Annotated in this window: 14 protein-coding genes; 5 read left to right on the plus strand and 9 right to left on the minus strand. The window is 74.2% G+C overall.

All coding sequences use genetic code 11. The annotated features are described in order from the left end of the window. Window positions 1-144: 144 nt before the first annotated feature. The 3 genes from AC068A_RS30570 to AC068A_RS30580 form a co-directional block, all read right to left on the minus strand. Window positions 145-825 (minus strand): BglII/BstYI family type II restriction endonuclease, encoded by a 681-nt coding sequence (locus AC068A_RS30570; RefSeq protein WP_478589505.1) that lies wholly within the window; start codon window positions 823-825, stop codon window positions 145-147. 80 nt (window positions 826-905) lie between these two features. After that, complete coding sequence (locus AC068A_RS30575) at window positions 906-2,465, minus strand: ABC transporter permease (RefSeq protein WP_478589506.1); 1,560 nt, start codon at window positions 2,463-2,465, stop codon at window positions 906-908. Beyond that, window positions 2,462-3,385, minus strand: coding sequence for an ABC transporter ATP-binding protein (locus AC068A_RS30580; RefSeq protein ID WP_478589507.1), 924 nt, complete (start codon window positions 3,383-3,385; stop codon window positions 2,462-2,464). The genes AC068A_RS30575 and AC068A_RS30580 overlap by 4 nt, the downstream gene beginning before the upstream one ends. A gap of 63 nt (window positions 3,386-3,448) precedes the next feature. Between AC068A_RS30580 and AC068A_RS30585 the strand changes: the two genes are divergently transcribed. Both AC068A_RS30585 and AC068A_RS30590 read left to right on the plus strand, forming a co-directional pair. Beyond that, window positions 3,449-4,039: a GbsR/MarR family transcriptional regulator gene (locus AC068A_RS30585; RefSeq protein ID WP_478589508.1), complete on the plus strand. Its 591-nt coding sequence runs from the start codon at window positions 3,449-3,451 to the stop codon at window positions 4,037-4,039. A gap of 151 nt (window positions 4,040-4,190) precedes the next feature. Beyond that, on the plus strand, window positions 4,191-5,477 hold the full coding sequence (locus tag AC068A_RS30590; RefSeq protein ID WP_478589509.1) for an MFS transporter: 1,287 nt from the start codon (window positions 4,191-4,193) through the stop codon (window positions 5,475-5,477). Here AC068A_RS30590 and AC068A_RS30595 read toward each other — a convergent pair. Next, window positions 5,461-6,288 (minus strand): diacylglycerol kinase, encoded by an 828-nt coding sequence (locus AC068A_RS30595; RefSeq protein WP_478589510.1) that lies wholly within the window; start codon window positions 6,286-6,288, stop codon window positions 5,461-5,463. The two genes, AC068A_RS30590 and AC068A_RS30595, sit on opposite strands and share 17 nt — an antisense overlap. A gap of 184 nt (window positions 6,289-6,472) precedes the next feature. On the opposite strand from AC068A_RS30595, the gene AC068A_RS30600 reads away from it, so the two are divergent. Further along, a complete protein-coding gene (locus tag AC068A_RS30600) occupies window positions 6,473-7,756 on the plus strand; it encodes an adenylosuccinate synthase (protein ID WP_478589511.1) in 1,284 nt (427 codons plus the stop codon). Between the two features lie 90 nt (window positions 7,757-7,846). Here AC068A_RS30600 and AC068A_RS30605 read toward each other — a convergent pair whose 3' ends face one another. Then, the gene (locus AC068A_RS30605; protein WP_478589512.1) at window positions 7,847-8,440 is read right to left on the minus strand and encodes a TetR/AcrR family transcriptional regulator; all 594 of its coding nucleotides are present in this window, start codon (window positions 8,438-8,440) and stop codon (window positions 7,847-7,849) included. Window positions 8,441-8,546: 106 nt separating this feature from the next. Between AC068A_RS30605 and wrbA the strand changes: the two genes are divergently transcribed. Beyond that, window positions 8,547-9,143 (plus strand): NAD(P)H:quinone oxidoreductase, encoded by a 597-nt coding sequence (wrbA, locus tag AC068A_RS30610; protein ID WP_478589513.1) that lies wholly within the window; start codon window positions 8,547-8,549, stop codon window positions 9,141-9,143. A gap of 175 nt (window positions 9,144-9,318) precedes the next feature. Here the strand turns inward: wrbA and AC068A_RS30615 are convergent, their stop codons facing one another. The 4 genes from AC068A_RS30615 to AC068A_RS30630 form a co-directional block, all read right to left on the minus strand. After that, entirely contained in the window at window positions 9,319-10,236 is a 918-nt protein-coding gene (locus AC068A_RS30615; RefSeq protein WP_478589514.1) for an alpha/beta hydrolase family protein, read from the minus strand. A 278-nt stretch (window positions 10,237-10,514) separates the two neighbouring features. Further along, the gene (gene kynU, locus AC068A_RS30620) at window positions 10,515-11,768 is read right to left on the minus strand and encodes a kynureninase (protein ID WP_478589515.1); all 1,254 of its coding nucleotides are present in this window, start codon (window positions 11,766-11,768) and stop codon (window positions 10,515-10,517) included. Beyond that, complete coding sequence (locus AC068A_RS30625; RefSeq protein WP_478589516.1) at window positions 11,761-12,606, minus strand: tryptophan 2,3-dioxygenase family protein; 846 nt, start codon at window positions 12,604-12,606, stop codon at window positions 11,761-11,763. Before AC068A_RS30625 ends, kynU begins: the two co-directional genes overlap by 8 nt. 259 nt (window positions 12,607-12,865) lie before the next feature. Beyond that, entirely contained in the window at window positions 12,866-13,282 is a 417-nt protein-coding gene (locus tag AC068A_RS30630) for a DUF3151 domain-containing protein (RefSeq protein ID WP_478589517.1), read from the minus strand. Window positions 13,283-13,672: 390 nt separating this feature from the next. Between AC068A_RS30630 and AC068A_RS30635 the strand changes: the two genes are divergently transcribed. Next, window positions 13,673-14,890 (plus strand): IS701 family transposase, encoded by a 1,218-nt coding sequence (locus tag AC068A_RS30635; RefSeq protein WP_478589520.1) that lies wholly within the window; start codon window positions 13,673-13,675, stop codon window positions 14,888-14,890. The last annotated feature ends 139 nt before the right edge of the window (window positions 14,891-15,029 follow it).

Raw genomic sequence — 15,029 nt, forward strand, 5'->3', positions numbered from 1 at the left:
AACAAACACCACCCCCCCCCCCCCCCCCCCTCCCCCCCCCCCCCCCCCCCCCCCCCCCCCCCCCCCCCCCCCCCCCCCCCCCCCCCCCCCCCCGCCCATGCATGTGCCCGTGGGCCTGCCCGTGCGCATGCCCGTGGGCTCGTTTCAGGCGACGGTGATCGTGGCCGCCTGCCCGCCGACCCTGGACCGCCCGCGCCATGCCACATTGAATTCCTTCTTCTCGGACGAGAGAAGGGTGCGCGAGGTCCGGCCGTCATAGACATTCCACGAGGCCGTCAGGTTCGTCTGGCCCTCGGGAATCGTGAGGCCGACCAGCCTGACGGCCATATCCAGACGGAGCCCGCTGAATACGCTTTCCATCTGGGCCTTCCCCTGCTCGTAGTAGAGCGTGCTCTGGGAGGCGGGGAGGCAGCCGCTCTTCGTCACCACGATCAATGCTTCCAGCTTGGCCGACATCCCCGCCAGGGACCACCCGTTCCCGGCAACCACCTGGCTCCGGATGATGTTGTTCCAGAGGAACGGATAGTTGGAGAACTGCCATTCTGCGAGCACGGCACCCTTTCCACCGTCCCAGTCCTTGCCGAATTCCTTCAGCGCGCCCGGGACCGGAACACTGCTCCACCCGTATTCGGCGGAGCGCTCCGTGAGGATCTTGTTCGTGGCCTTGGGGTCGAAAATGGCCTGGCCGTCCATCCCCTTCTGACCGCTGGGCTGGAGCTGGAGATCGAGCCCAGCGATGACGGTTCTGATGTCTTCCCATTGCCGGGCCCCGTCCGAGGCGAAATACGACCCCGCATCGAAGAAATCAGAGACGACAAACTGCATCGTGGCCCCCCTTGCCGACAGACAGTGTCGGAATGCTACTCGAGGGGCCATCGATGCGAGGGGCATCGATGCGGTTTGGGTCAGGCGGTGAGGTCGCGGTGGCGGAGGGCGGTGAGGCCTGCCGCAAGGAGGGCCGCCGCCAGGGCGGTCAGGGCCAGCAGCGGTGTCCAGGCCAGGGCCTGCGCGCCCGGGAGCTTCGGCAGGTGGGCGAAGGGCGAGAGGTCCAGCACGGCCTGCGGGAGGTTCAGGGCCGGGCCGATCCAGCCCAGCAGCAGGGCGGCTCCGGCCACGGCCCAGGCGGCCGCGGCGTACTTCGGGGCGGCGCCGTGCAGCAGGGCCGCCAGGGCGCCGATCACCCACACCGCCGGGAGTTGGGCGAGGGTGGCGCCGGTCGCCGCGGCCAGGTCCCGGCCGTGTCCGAGGCCCAGGCCGAGCCCGCCGAGCAGCAGGATCAGCGCGGCTCCGCCGAATGCCGCGGCCAGGTGGCCGCCGGCCCAGCGCAGCCGCCCGACCGGGGCGGCGAGCAGCGGTTCGGCGCGCTGCCCCGTCTCCTCGCCGGTCAGCCGCAGCACCGCCGAGACGATGTACAGGGCGGCGACCATGCCGAGCATGCCGGCCATGGTGGCGAGGAAGGCATCGGCGAGCGCGCTCTGCCCGCCCATGCGCTGGATGATTTCGCGGGTCCGCGCGTTGTCGCCGACGAGCTCGGTGGCGCCGTCCGTCATCGAGCCGAAGACCACCCCCGCCGTGAGGAACCCGAGGCTCCAGCCGGCCAGGCTGCCCCGCTGGAGCCGCCAGGCCAGCGCGCCGGCGCTGCCGATCCGGCCCTCGGCGGGCCCCGGCCGGGCCGGGAGGAAGCTCATGCCGATGTCGCGGCGTCCGGCGAGTGCGTACGCGGCCGCCGCCGCGAACAGGCCGAGCACCCACCAGCGTTCGCCCGCGAAGGCCCGTACGTGCTCCAGCCAGCCCAGCGGCGAGGCCCAGGTCAGCGCGCTCTCCCCGGAGGTGCTGCCCGCATCGCCGGCCGCGCGCAGCACGAACGCCGCGCCGATCAGCGCCCCCGCGAGGCCCTTCGCGAGCCGCGCGCTCCCGGTGAGCTGCGCGGTGATGGCGGCCAGGCCTGCGAAGAGCATGCCGGTGGCGCCGATGCCCAGCCCGAGCGCGCACGCTCCGGCCGCGCCGTGTGCGCCCGCCAGGCCGCCGGCCACCAGCAGGGCGGCGGCCGCGTTGGCGGTCAGGGCGGCCAGCAGTGCGGCGGTGAGCCCGGCGCGCCGTCCCACCATGGCGGCCGACAGGAGTTCCTGACGGCCCGTCTCCTCTTCCTCGCGGGTGTGCCGGATCACGACGATCAGGCTCATGATCCCGGCCAGCACCCCGGCGAAGACCCCGCCGCGCCAGGCGGTGAGGGCGCCGAGCGAGTCCCCGAAGACGGGTCCGTACAGGGCGCGCAGCGAGCCGTTGGTGTTCATGGCGGCGGCCAGCCGGGCCCGGTCGGCTTCGGTCGCGTACGCCGATTCCAGGGCGGCGGGCAGGCTCAGCACCATCATGGCCGTGACCAGCACCCACACCGGCATCATGACCCGGTCTCGGCGCAGTGCGAGCCGCAGCAGGCCTGCCGTTCCGGCGAGTTGGTTCTTCATCGCGATGAGCCTGCCTTGGTCGCCGCCTGCGCGTGCGCGTCGTCCGCGTAATGGCGCAGGAAGAGTTCTTCGAGGGTGGGCGGGGTCGCGGTCAGCGACCGCACCCCGGAGGCGGTGAGGGAGCGCAGGACGGCGTCCAGCTTGTCGGTGTCGGCCTGGAGGCGGATCCGCGGGCCCTGCACCTCGACGTCGTGGACGCCGGGCAGGTGCGCGATGCCGTTCGGCGGGCCGGCGAGCTCGGCGCTGATCGACGTACGGGTGAGGTGCCGCAGCCCGGCCAGGGTGCCGGTCTCCACGGTGCGGCCCTTGCGGATGATGCTGACCCGGTCGCAGAGGGCCTCGACCTCGCTGAGGATGTGCGAGCTGAGCAGGATGGTGCGGCCGGCGGCGCGGGCCTCGGCGACGCAGTCCTGGAAGACCTCCTCCATCAGCGGGTCGAGGCCGGAGGTGGGCTCGTCGAGGACGATCAGCTCGGCGTCGGAGGCGAAGGCGGCGACGAGTGCCACCTTCTGCCGGTTGCCCTTGGAGTACGTGCGCCCCTTCTTGGCGGGGTCGAGGTCGAAGCGCTCGATCAGCTCGGCGCGGCGGGCCCGGTCGAGGCCGCCGCGCAGCCGCCCGTAGAGGTCGATGACCTCGCCGCCGGAGAGGTTGCGCCACAGGGTGACGTCGCCGGGGACGTAGGCGACGCGGCGGTGGAGCTCCACGGCGTCGGCCCACGGGTCGCCGCCGAGCAGCTCGGCGGTTCCGGAGTCGGCCCGCAGCAGGCCCAGCAGGACGCGGATGGTCGTGGACTTGCCGGCGCCGTTGGGACCGAGGAAGCCGTGGACCTCGCCGGTGGCGACCGAGAGGTCGAGTCCGTCCAGAGCGTGGGTGCGGCCGAACGCCTTGCGGAGTCCGGCGACGCTGATTGCCTTCGTCATGTTTCTGAACGTACGCTACTTTCACAAATTTGTGAAGCTCGGGAACCACGTAAAGTTCGGAGGGTGGCGAAGCAGATGGACGCAGGAAGCAAGCAGGACGAGCGGACCGGCCAGGACGAGCAGGACGAGCAGGCCGGGCGGGACGGGCGGGACGGGCGGGACGCCCGCGACGAGCGCGGTGAACGCGACACCGAGGCGGTCTCCCGCTTCGTGGAGCGCTTCGCCGCCCAGCTCGCCGACGCGGGCATGCAGCGCATGGCCGCCCGCGTCTTCGCGCAGCTGCTGGCCAGCGACAGCGGCGCGATGACCTCGGCCGAGCTGAGCGAGGCCCTGCAGATCAGCCCGGCGGCGGTGTCGGGCGCGGTGTCGTACCTGACGCAGGTCAACATGGTCAGCCGCGAGCGCGAGCCGGGCTCCCGCCGCGACCGGTACGTCCTGCACAACGAGCTCTGGTACGAGACCTTCACCCGCCGCGACCAGGTCCTGACCCTGTGGGAGAAGACCCTGCGCGAGGGCGCGGCCGGCCTCGGCGCCGACACCCCCGCCGGGTCGCGGATCGCCGAGACGGCGGCGTTCTTCGAGTTCCTCCAGCAGGAGCTGCTGGGCATGATGGACCGCTGGCGCGCCCACCGCGCCACCCTCGACCTGACCTGACCTGACCCGGCCCGACCTGACCAGGCCTGACCTGGCCCGACCCGGACCGGTACCCCCGGCCGCCCGAAAAGGGCAGCGGCCGGGGGCCGGTCTCTGCTACGTTTCCCCTGTGCCTCCGGCTCCCCCATGGGAGCGCTCGGAGGCTTTTTTCATGCCTTCTGACACCCCCTCACCCACGGCCGCCGCCGCCGCGCCCGCCCCGACCGGCTACCGCACCCTGCTCCGCAACCGCGAGTTCGCAGGCCTCCTCGCGGGCCTCACCCTGACCGTCGCCGCGAGCACCCTGTCCGGCTTCGCCCTCGGCACCCTCGTCGAACGCCGGACCGGCTCCCCGTTCCTGACGGCCGTGAGCATGTACGGCGCCACCTTCGCCACCGTGCTCGGCGCGCTCACCCTGATGTCCGTCGCCGACGGCAAACGCCCCCGCCGCACGCTCCTCACCCTCCAGGGCCTCTCCCTGGCCGGTGTCGCCGCCCAGGCCGTCCCCGGGCTGCCGCTGGCCGCCCGGTTCGGGCTGCTCCTGCTGCTCGGCTTCTTCCAGTCCCTGGGAACCGGCACCCGCATGGGCCTGCTCGCCGAGGCCGTGCCCGCCTCCGCGTACGCCCTCGCCCGCTCGCTGATGAACATCACGGGTGGCGTCGTCTCCGTGCTCGGCTTCGCCCTCGGCGCCGCGCTGCTCGGCCGGCTCGGCCCGTACCGGGTCTTCGCCGTCGCCGCCGCCCTGACCGGCCTCGCGCTCGTCATCGTGGCCGTGACCGTACGGGAGCACTCGATCCGGCCGGCCCGCCGCCCCGGGCTGCGGCAGACCTGGACGGCGAACGCCGAGCTGTTCGCCCACCCCGGCCGGCGGGCCCTGCTGCTGAACCTGTGGGTGCCGAACGGCCTCGTCGTCGGCTGCGAGGCCCTGTTCATCCCGTACGCCCCGCAGCACGCCGGGACCCTGCTCGCCGCCGGCTCGGCCGGGATGCTCCTCGGGGACCTCGCCGTCGGACGGCTGCTCACCGCCGAGCGCCGGCGCCGGTACGCCTTCGCCCTGCGCCTGCTGCTCGCCGCTCCCTTCCTCCTCTTCGCGTTCCACCCGCCGCTGCCGCTGGCGGCGGCCGCGGTGTTCGCAGCGAGCGCCGGCTTCGCCGCCACCCTGCCGCTCCAGGAGCAGCTCCTCGCCCTGACCCCCGGCGCGGTCCGCGGCCAGGTGCAGGGCGTCGAGTCGGCCGGCCGGATGACCTGGCAGGGCATCGGCGCCGCCCTCGCCGGCGCGGCCGCCCAGTACCTGGGCACCGCCACCGCGATCACCGTGCTGGCCGCCGTCTCCGCGGCGCTCACCCTCGCCTCCCGGCGGGCCGTCGCCCGCGCCGGAACCGCCGGAACCGCCGGAACCGCCGACACCCCCGGTACCGCCGGCGCACGGAAGGTCCCGCCGGTCAGCGCGGGAGGATGAGCCCCCACGCCCCCGGCCGCAGGGTCCACGTACGCCTGCGCACCGGCCCCGCGACCGCCGCGTCGGCCCGGTACCGGAAGTCCGACCCGGCCACGGTCACGACGCGGGCCCGGGCCCCGACCGCGGTCCCGTCCACCCGGACGACGACCTCCGCGAGCCCGCCCCCGCCCGGCTCCACCAACAGGTCCTCCACCGGCCGGTCCACGTCCGCCAGCACCACCCCGTCGGCCTCCACCCGCAGCCGGTGCCCGCCGGCCCCGCCCCGCGCGGGTGCCGGCGGCGGTCCGACCAGGGTGCGCACCAGCGAGCGGTACGCGCTGCGCACCGAGGGCCCCGCCGGCCGCGGCACGGGCGGCCGAACGGGTGGAATCCGCAGACCCCCCAGCACGACCCCGTCGCTGTCGTCCACCAGCAGGTCCCGCATGCCGACGACCCCGTCCAGGACCGCCCGCGCCGCGGACACCGCCGACAGCGGCACACCCAGCGCCCTCACCAGCCCCAGCGATCCCACCTGCCCCACCGGGATGACGGACACGGCCCCCGCCGCCCCCTCGCCGAGCCCGCGCTCCCGGTGCAGCAGCCCCACGGCCCGTACCAGCGCCCGGTCGTCGCCCACGATCACGGGCCGCCGATGGCCCCGGCGGGCGAGGGCCCGCGCGAACTCCTCCGGTGAATCCGGGAGGCAGACCTTGGCCGCCGCTCCCGCCGACAGAACATCCCTCGCGATCCGTACGGACTCGCCGTCGAGACGGCGGGCGACCGGGTCGACGAGCACGAGCAGGCCGCCGACCGGCGCGCCCGCAGGGCTCATGGTGGGCTCCGGAGCCGACACCTCGGTCCTTCCTCGGGTAGCATCTTTGTGCAAGAGGCCCTTGCGCTATTGCGCCAGGGCCTTCGTCTATTCCGGGGTACCGGTCCGACGGCCCAGCCTGCGGTGTACATCGTCGTACGCCCCCTGGCCTTGGACATGCCCCATCCGGAAGAGGTGTACGCCTGTGCCCGCTCTTGTGCTGCTCGGAGCTCAGTGGGGTGACGAGGGCAAGGGAAAGGCCACCGACCTGCTCGGTGGATCCGTTGACTACGTGGTGCGCTACCAGGGCGGCAACAACGCCGGCCACACGGTTGTCGTAGGCGACCAGAAGTACGCGCTGCACCTTCTCCCTTCCGGCATCCTCTCCCCCGGATGCACCCCGGTCATCGGCAACGGCGTCGTCGTCGACCCGTCCGTACTCCTCTCCGAGCTGCGCGGGCTGAACGAGCGCGGCATCGACACGTCCAAGCTGCTGATCAGCGGAAACGCCCACCTGATCACGCCGTACAACGTCACCCTCGACAAGGTCGGCGAGCGCTTCCTCGGCAAGCGCAAGATCGGCACCACCGGCCGCGGCATCGGCCCGACCTACGCGGACAAGATCAACCGCGTCGGCATCCGCGTCCAGGACCTGTACGACGAGTCGATCCTCACCCAGAAGGTCGAGGCGGCGCTGGAGAACAAGAACCAGCTGCTGGCCAAGCTGTACAACCGCCGCGCGATCGACGCCGCCGCGATCGTGGAGGAGATGCTCCAGTACGCGGACCAGATCAAGCCGTACGTCGCCGACACCACGCTGATCCTCAACAACGCGCTCGACGAGAACAAGGTCGTGCTGTTCGAGGGCGGCCAGGGCACCCTGCTCGACGTGGACCACGGCACGTACCCGTTCGTGACCTCGTCGAACCCGACCGCAGGCGGCGCCTGCACCGGTACGGGCGTCGGCCCGACGAAGATCAGCCGGGTCATCGGCATCCTGAAGGCCTACACCACCCGTGTCGGCGCCGGCCCGTTCCCGACGGAGCTGTTCGACCAGGACGGCGAGGACCTTCGCCGCATCGGCGGCGAGCGCGGTGTCACCACCGGCCGCGACCGCCGCTGCGGCTGGTTCGACGCGGTGATCGCCCGCTACGCCACCCGGGTGAACGGCCTGACGGACTTCTTCCTCACCAAGCTGGACGTGCTGACCGGCTGGGAGCAGATCCCGGTCTGCGTCGCGTACGAGGTCGACGGCCGGCGCGTCGAGGAGCTGCCGTACTCGCAGTCGGACTTCCACCACGCGAAGCCGGTCTACGAGTACCTGCCCGGCTGGTCCGAGGACATCACCAAGGCCAAGACCTTCTCCGACCTGCCGAAGAACGCGCAGGCGTACGTGAAGGCCCTGGAGGAGATGTCGGGCGCCCCGATCTCCGCGATCGGCGTCGGCCCGGGCCGCACCGAGACGATCGAGATCAACTCGTTCCTGTAGGAACGGGAACGGCCGACGGCCGAAAGGAAAGGGGCGGTGCGCCGGTGGCGCACCGCCCCTTTCCTTTTCCCCGGGCGGCCCGCGACCCCCTCAGCCCGCTCCCAGCAGGGCGTCGACGCTCGCCTTGATCCGGCCGACCGACACCTCCCGGTCCACCGTCAGGTGCTCGAACAGGCTCGGCGCGAACGGGGCCAGCAGCAGGTGGGCCAGGACCGGCGCGTCCACCCCGGGCCGGGTCTGCCGGAGCAGCATGGCGACGTGGGTGTGCATGGTCAGGTAGGCGCCGCTGCGGTACCGCGCGCCCGGCGACGCGGCCTCGGCGGCGGCCATCACCGCCCGGTGGCCGACCAGCCGCTCGGCCTGCGTGTGCAGCAGCGCCCGCAGCCGCTCCTGCGGCGGCGCCTCGGGCCCCAGCGGCGGGGGCCCGCTGAGGAAGGCCTCCTGGAAGCGCCGCTCGTCGTCGTCGAGCAGCGCCAGCAGCAGCCGGCCGACGTCCCCGAACCGCCGGTAGACCGTGCCGACCCCCATCCCCGCGGCGTGCGCGACCGCGTTCATGGTGACGGCGTCCGGCCCCTGCTCGGCGACCAGGCGCGCGGCCGCGTCCAGGATCTTCCGCCGGTTGCGGGCGGCGTCGGCGCGCTCCGGCGGTGCCTGGCCCGCGACGGGGAGTTCGATGCGGCTCATGCCCAGAGGCTACCGGACACACCCCTTGCCAAACGGATCGCTATCCGTTTAACTCTGAACCACCGAAGGAACCGGATACCGATCCACTTAGCTGAGGGAACCCGTCATGAGCGCCAAGGTCGCCGTCGTCTACTACTCCTCCACCGGAAACGTCCACGAGCTCGCGAAGGCGGTCGCCGAAGGCGCCGAGAAGGCCGGCGCCGAGGTCCGGCTCCGCCGGGTGCCCGAGCTCGCCCCGGACGCCGCCATCGACTCCAACCCGGCCTGGCGCCGGCACGTCGAGGACACCAGGGACGTCGAGATCGCCACCCTGGACGACCTCACCTGGGCCAACGCCTACGCCATCGGCTCGCCGACCCGGTACGGCAACATCTCGGGCCAGCTGAAGCAGTTCCTCGACACCACGGGCGGCCTCTGGCAGCAGGGCGCCCTCGCCGACAAGCCGGCCACCGGCTTCACCAGCGCCCACAACACCCACGGCGGCAACGAGTCCACGCTGCTCGCCCTCTACAACACCTTCCACCACTGGGGCTCGATCATCGTCTCCCCCGGCTTCACCGACCCGGCCGTCTTCGAGGCCGGCGGCAACCCGTACGGCACCTCGCACCCGGCGAGCAGCGGCGAGGTGAGCGAGGCGACCCTGGCGGCTGCCCGCTACCAGGGCGAGCGCCTCGCGACGATCGCGGCGCGCCTCGCGGACTGACCGCCCCCGGATCAAGCGCCCCGGCGCGGGGCGCCCTCGGGCCGGGCGCTCTCGGACCGGGCGTCCACGGGCCAAGCGTCCACGGACCGGGCGTCCTCCGTGCGCCACCCGGCGCCGGCCGGGTGAACCCGGCAGCCCGATCGCGATACGGGCGAGTGTGCCGCCGCGGCACCCGCTACCAGGCCAGCTGCGAGATTTCCTCGGCAACCACCGCGCAGGCGTCGGCCGCCGGGTCGATCAGCGGGAAGTGGCCGACGCCGTCCAGCAGGGTCAGTCCGACCGTCTCCCCCGCCTTCGCCGCCGCGGCCACGTACGACTCGGCAACCGCCGCCGGGACGACGATGTCCTCCCGGCCCTGCACCACGGCCGTGGCGATCCCGGTCGGCAGCAGGGCCGCCGGGTCCGCGTACGGGACCCGCTCCGCCCAGTGCGCCTCCCCGCCCAGCAGCTGCGCCGACGCACCCCCGCACACACCGAGCTTCTCCGCCACCTCGAAGTCCGCGATGGGGGCCAGCGCCACCACACCGCGCAGCACCGGCGGGGCCGGCAGCCGCCACCCCGCCGGGGCGCCGGCCGGCAGGACGTGCCGGGCGGCGGCCCACAGCGCGAGGTGGCCGCCCGCGGAGTGGCCGGTGAGGACGGTACGGCGCAGGTCGGCCTGCGGAAGGTGGGCGGAGGCCAGCGCGGGGAGGGCGTCGAGCGCCGCGGCCACGTCGTCGAAGGTCTCCGGCCAGCGGCCGGCGACCGGCCCCCCGGCGCTCTGGTGCGGCAGCGAACTCCCGCGCCGATACTCCACGCTGGCCACGGCGAACCCGCGCCGCGCCAGGAAGTCGGCCAGCGGCGACACGTGCTGCCGGTCGTACGGGGCCCGCCAGGCGCCGCCGTGCAGCAGCACCACGAGGGGTGCGGAGGCAGCCGCCCCCGCCGCCCCCGCACCCGGGCCCGCACTGCCGCCGGCGCCCCGCGGGGCGTAGAAGTCGACGACGTGGTCCGGGTGGTCCCCGTACGCGGCGGACGCGTCCGGGGCGACCGGGGGGTGGGCGAAGGCCGAGGCGGCCTCGGCGGCGTCCCGTTCGACTGCGGGGTCCGTCATCGGCTCAACCTCTCGGTGAAGACTGGTGTTCCGGGCTGCCGGAGTTCCGCAGCCCGGCAGACCCGGCCCGCGGCAGCGGTTCGGGGCTCCCGGCCGGGCTCCGGGTTCCGTCGATCCGGCAGAGCCGGACCGTATCAGTCCGGAACATGCCTGTCCCCGGAGGGTTTTGTCACGTACCCCGACCCGCATGGAAACGGGCCGCGGCGGGCAGGGATCACACCCTGCCCGCCCCGTGCCGTGACGTTTCGCTCCCGGCTCATCCGGACATCACCCGGACATCACCCGAAAATGCGACCCAGCGTCCGGGCCGCGCGCTCCGCATCCGCGAAGCCCACGTACAGCGGCGTGAACCCGAACCGCAGGACGTCCGGGGCCCGGAAGTCGCCGATCACCCCGCGGGAGATCAGCTCGTCCATCACCGCGCGGGCGTTCTCCGTGCGCAGCGACACCTGGCTGCCGCGCTCCGCGTGCGGTACCGGGGTCACCGACTCGACCTTCCCCGCCGGGACGTATGCGGCCACGCACTCCAGGAAGAAGTCGGTCAGCGCCAGGGACTTGGCCCGTACGGCCGCCACGTCCACCCCGTCCCAGGCGTCGAGCGCCGCCTCCAGGGCCAGCATCGACAGGATGTCCGGGGTACCGACCCGGCCGCGGACCGCACCCGGGGCCGGGGTGTAGTCCGGGGTCATCGCGAAGGGGTCCGCGTGGCCGTTCCAGCCGGGCAGCGGGGAGTCGAAGGCGGCCTGGTGGCGTTCGGCGATGTAGAGGTACGCCGGTGAACCGGGCCCGCCGTTGAGGTACTTGTACGTACAGCCCACGGCGAGGTCGACGCCGTGCTCGTCGAGGCCGACGGGCAGTGCGCCGGCCGAGTGGCACAGGTCCCAGACGATGACCGCGCCCGCGGCGTGCGCCGCCCGGGTGAGGCCGGGCAGGTCGTGGAGCCGGCCGCCGCGGTAGTCGACGTGGTTGAGCAGGACGACGGCCGTGTCCGCGCCCCGCTCGCGCAGCACCGCGGCCGTGTCGGACGGGTCCACCGGGACCACGCTCAGGCCGGTGAGCCGGGCCGCCGACTCGGCGATGTAGCCGTCGGTCGGGAACGTGGAGGCGTCGACGAGCAGCTCGGTGCGGCCGGGCGCCGCCAGGCGGGCGGCGCCGACCAGCGCCTTGAAGAGGTTGACGCTGGTGGAGTCGCCGACGACGACCTGGCCGGGGGCCGCGCCGACGAGCGGGGCGATCCGGTCGCCGATCCGCTCGGGGGCGGTCCACCAGGTGCCGCTGCTCCAGGAGCGGATCAGCTCGGTGCCCCATTCGCGCGCGACGACCTCGGCGACCCGGGCCGCGACGCCCGCGGGGAGCGCGCCGAGCGAGTTGCCGTCGAGGTAGACGACGCCCTCGGGGAGGGTGAAGCGCTCGCGGAGCCCCGCCAGCTCGTCGGCGGCGTCGAGCTGCGCGGCGCGCGCGGCCAGGTCGGCGGTGGGCACGGAAGCGGCAGTCGTGCCGGTCCCGGTGGCGGTGTGGAGGGCGTCAGACATGGCTGCGCGCCGTCCACAGCTCGGGGAACACGTTCTTCGCGGCGCGCTTCTCCAGCCAGGTCACCCCGGCGGAGCCGCCGGTGCCCGTCTTCGCGCCCATCGCGCGGCGGGTGGCGACCAGGTGGTCGTTGCGCCAGCGCCAGACGAGCTCCGCGACGTCCGTGAGGGCCTCGCCGAGCCGGTGCAGGTCGGGGTGCAGGTCGGGGTCCTCGTACAGGGTGGTCCAGACGGCTTCGACCTCGGGCGAGGCCTCGTAGCGCTGCGCGAGGTCGCGGTCGAGGACGGTCTGCGGGACCGGCAGGCCGCGGCGGGCGAGCAGGCGCAGCACCTCGTCGTAGAGGCTGGGCTCGTGCAGGGCCTTCTCGAGCTCCGCGTGGACGCGCGGGGCGCCGCGGTGCGGGACGAGCATGGAGGCCGACTTCTCGCCGAGCAGGAACTCCATCCGGCGGTACATCGCCGACTGGAAGCCGGAGCCCTCGCCGAGGGCGGCGCGGTACGAGTTGAACTGGCCGGGGGTGAGCTGGGCGAGCGGGCGCCAGGAGGCGTTGAGGGCCTCCAGCTCGCGGAGGGATCGTTTCAGCGCGTCCATCGCGACGGGGACGCGGTCCTCGCGGAGGGCCTTCGCGGCCGTCTCCCACTCGTGGACGATGACCGTGAACCACAGCTCCATGACCTGGGTGGTGACCAGGAAGACCATCTCGCCGGGATCGTCCGAACGAAGGTGCTGGAGGTGGGTGAGGACGTCGGCCTGGACGTAGTCCTCGTACGGGGTCGTGCCGTCGAAGTCGAGGTTCGGGGTATCCGAACCGGCTCCGGAGGCATCAAGGGTGTTCGACATCGCTGTCTCCTCGACACGTGCTTCCGGGTAGCGGTCCGCTCCTTCCGATTGGGTGTGTGGAGCCCCGGTCCCCTGCCCGCATCATAGGACCGCTTCCCGGCCGTCCTCCAATGGCGAGTGACGGGCGTCACGGATACGTTTCGGACACGGGGCACGAAAGGCGCGAGGGGCGCACGAGGGACCCGAGGGGCTCGAAGGGCGCACGGCCGGCCGCGGACGCGGCCGGCCGTGTACCCGTGCCCGTGCCGGGCAGCCCCGGTCAGGCGCTGCCGAGGACGTCCGCCGCCGTCCCGGAGGAGTCGCGCAGGAAGGTCGTGCAGCGCTCGTACTCGTCCTTCTCGCCGATCGCCTCGGCCGCGCGGGCCAGGGCGTACAGGGCGCGCAGGAAACCGCGGTTCGGCTCGTGCTCCCACGGGACCGGGCCGTGGCCCTTCCAGCCGGCGCGGCGCAGCGCGTCCAGGCCGCGGTGGTAGCCCGTACGGGCGTACGCGTACGCCTCGACGGTGCGGCCGGCGGCGAAGGCCTCGTCGGAGAGGGTCGCCCAGGCGAGGGAGGAGGTGGGGTGCGCGGCGGCCACCTCGACGGCGGGCGTGCCCGCGGCGATCGCCGCGCGGCCCGGCTCGTCGGGGAGGTGGGTGGGGGCCGGGCCCCCGAGCAGGTTCTGGTGAATGGACATGGTCCAAGTCTGGGGCATCCGGCCCGGGATGCCGGGCCCCTCCCCCGGTGTCGCGGCCCCCGCCGACCGGTGGTGGCCGGGCCACCGCGGCAGCGCCTGCGAACGCCCGATGGTGGGCGCCCCACCACCCGGCCGCCCACTCAGGTGCCCGGCACACCTCCCCCGGAACGGGGCCCCGGGCGGACGGTAGGAGGGCCATCGACGAAGGGGGAAGTCGTGAACACCGCCATCAGCACACGCCTCGGCACCGCCACCGCCACCGCCTCCCGCACCGCCGCACGCACCGCCCCGGGCAGCCGCGCCCACCACCGGGGCACCGCAGCGGCCCGCGCCTCCGGCCTCCTCGGCGGCGGCAGGGGCGGCGCCGGCGTCGACGGGGCCGTCGAGGAGCTGTGCGCGGCGGTGTTCGCCTCCCTGCGGCGCAAGGACCAGCGCGAGCGCGGCCGCCAGTACGTGCACGGGCTGCTCGCGACGAAGGGCCGCAAGTCGATCCGCAACATCGCCCACCAGATCAGCGGCGGCGACCCGGCCGGTGGCGGCAGCGCGGCCGCGGAGCAGAGCCTGCACCACTTCATCGCGGCGTCGACCTGGGACTGGCAGCCGATCCGGACCGCGCTGGCCCAGTACCTGGGGCAGGCCGCCCCGCTGGCCGCCTGGGTGGCGCAGCCGATGGCGATCCCCAAGGGCGGCGAGCACTCGGTGGGCGCCGGGCACCGCTTCGACCCGCACCGGGGCCAGATGTTCCGCGGGCAGCAGGCGTTCGGGATCTGGTACGCGTCGGCCCGCCTGGTCACCCCGGTGGGGTGGCGGCTGTTCCTGGACGAGGAGTCGCCGCAGGAGCCGTCGCAGGACTCCGTGCAGGAGGCGGGCCCCGGCGGCGAGGAGTCGTACGAGGGCTGCGCGGTCAGCGGCGTGCTGAACACGGTGCGCGAGTCGGGCATGGCCGTCCGGCCGGTGGTGCTGGACATCCGCGACATCGCGACGCGGGCCGCGCTGAACCGGTTCGCGGAGGCGCGGGTGCCGGTGGTGGGGCGGATCAACCCCGAGGCGCGGCTGCTGGTGACGGACCCGCGGCTGCCGGGCTTCGGCGCGGGGACGCTCGCCGCGCGGGACATCCTCCAGAACGTGCGCGGGCTGCGGATGCCGGTGGAGTGGCCCGACCCCGCGGTGCCGGGGGCGCGGCGCACCTCGCTGGTGGCCGCGGTGCGGGTGATGGTGCCGGACCCGGCTCCGGGGCGGCGGCGCGAGGTGCTGCTGTTCGGGGAGTGGGAGGCGGCCCGGCGGCTGCCGACACAGCTGTGGGTGACGGACATGGTGCGGACGGACCCGGCGGTGCTGGTGCGGCTGACGAAGACGGCGCTGCGGGTGTCGGCGGCATCGGCGGCGAGCGGGCAGGAGGTCGGCCTGCGGGACTTCTCCGGGCGGTCGCTGTCGGGCTGGCACCGGCACGTGACGCTGGCGTCGGTGGCGCACGCGGCCCGCTGCCTGGGCGCGGCGCCGGCGGTCCCGGTACAGCGGCCGGCGGACCTCCCGCCCGCCGCGGCCCGGCACGCCCTGCGCCGCCCGGGCCCCGCCGCCCGGCCCCACCCGGCGTTGGCCGCCCGCTGACCCGTGCTCCCGGCCCACCCGGCGTGGGGGGGGGGGGGGGGGGGGGGGGGGGGAGGAAAAAGGGGGGGCGAGGGAGGGCCCCGGTAAGAGCCCCCCCCCCCCCCACAGAGAAGAAAAAGAGGGGAGGGAGGGCCCCACA

The sequence above is a fragment of the Streptomyces sp. NPDC043854 genome (assembly GCF_056436005.1).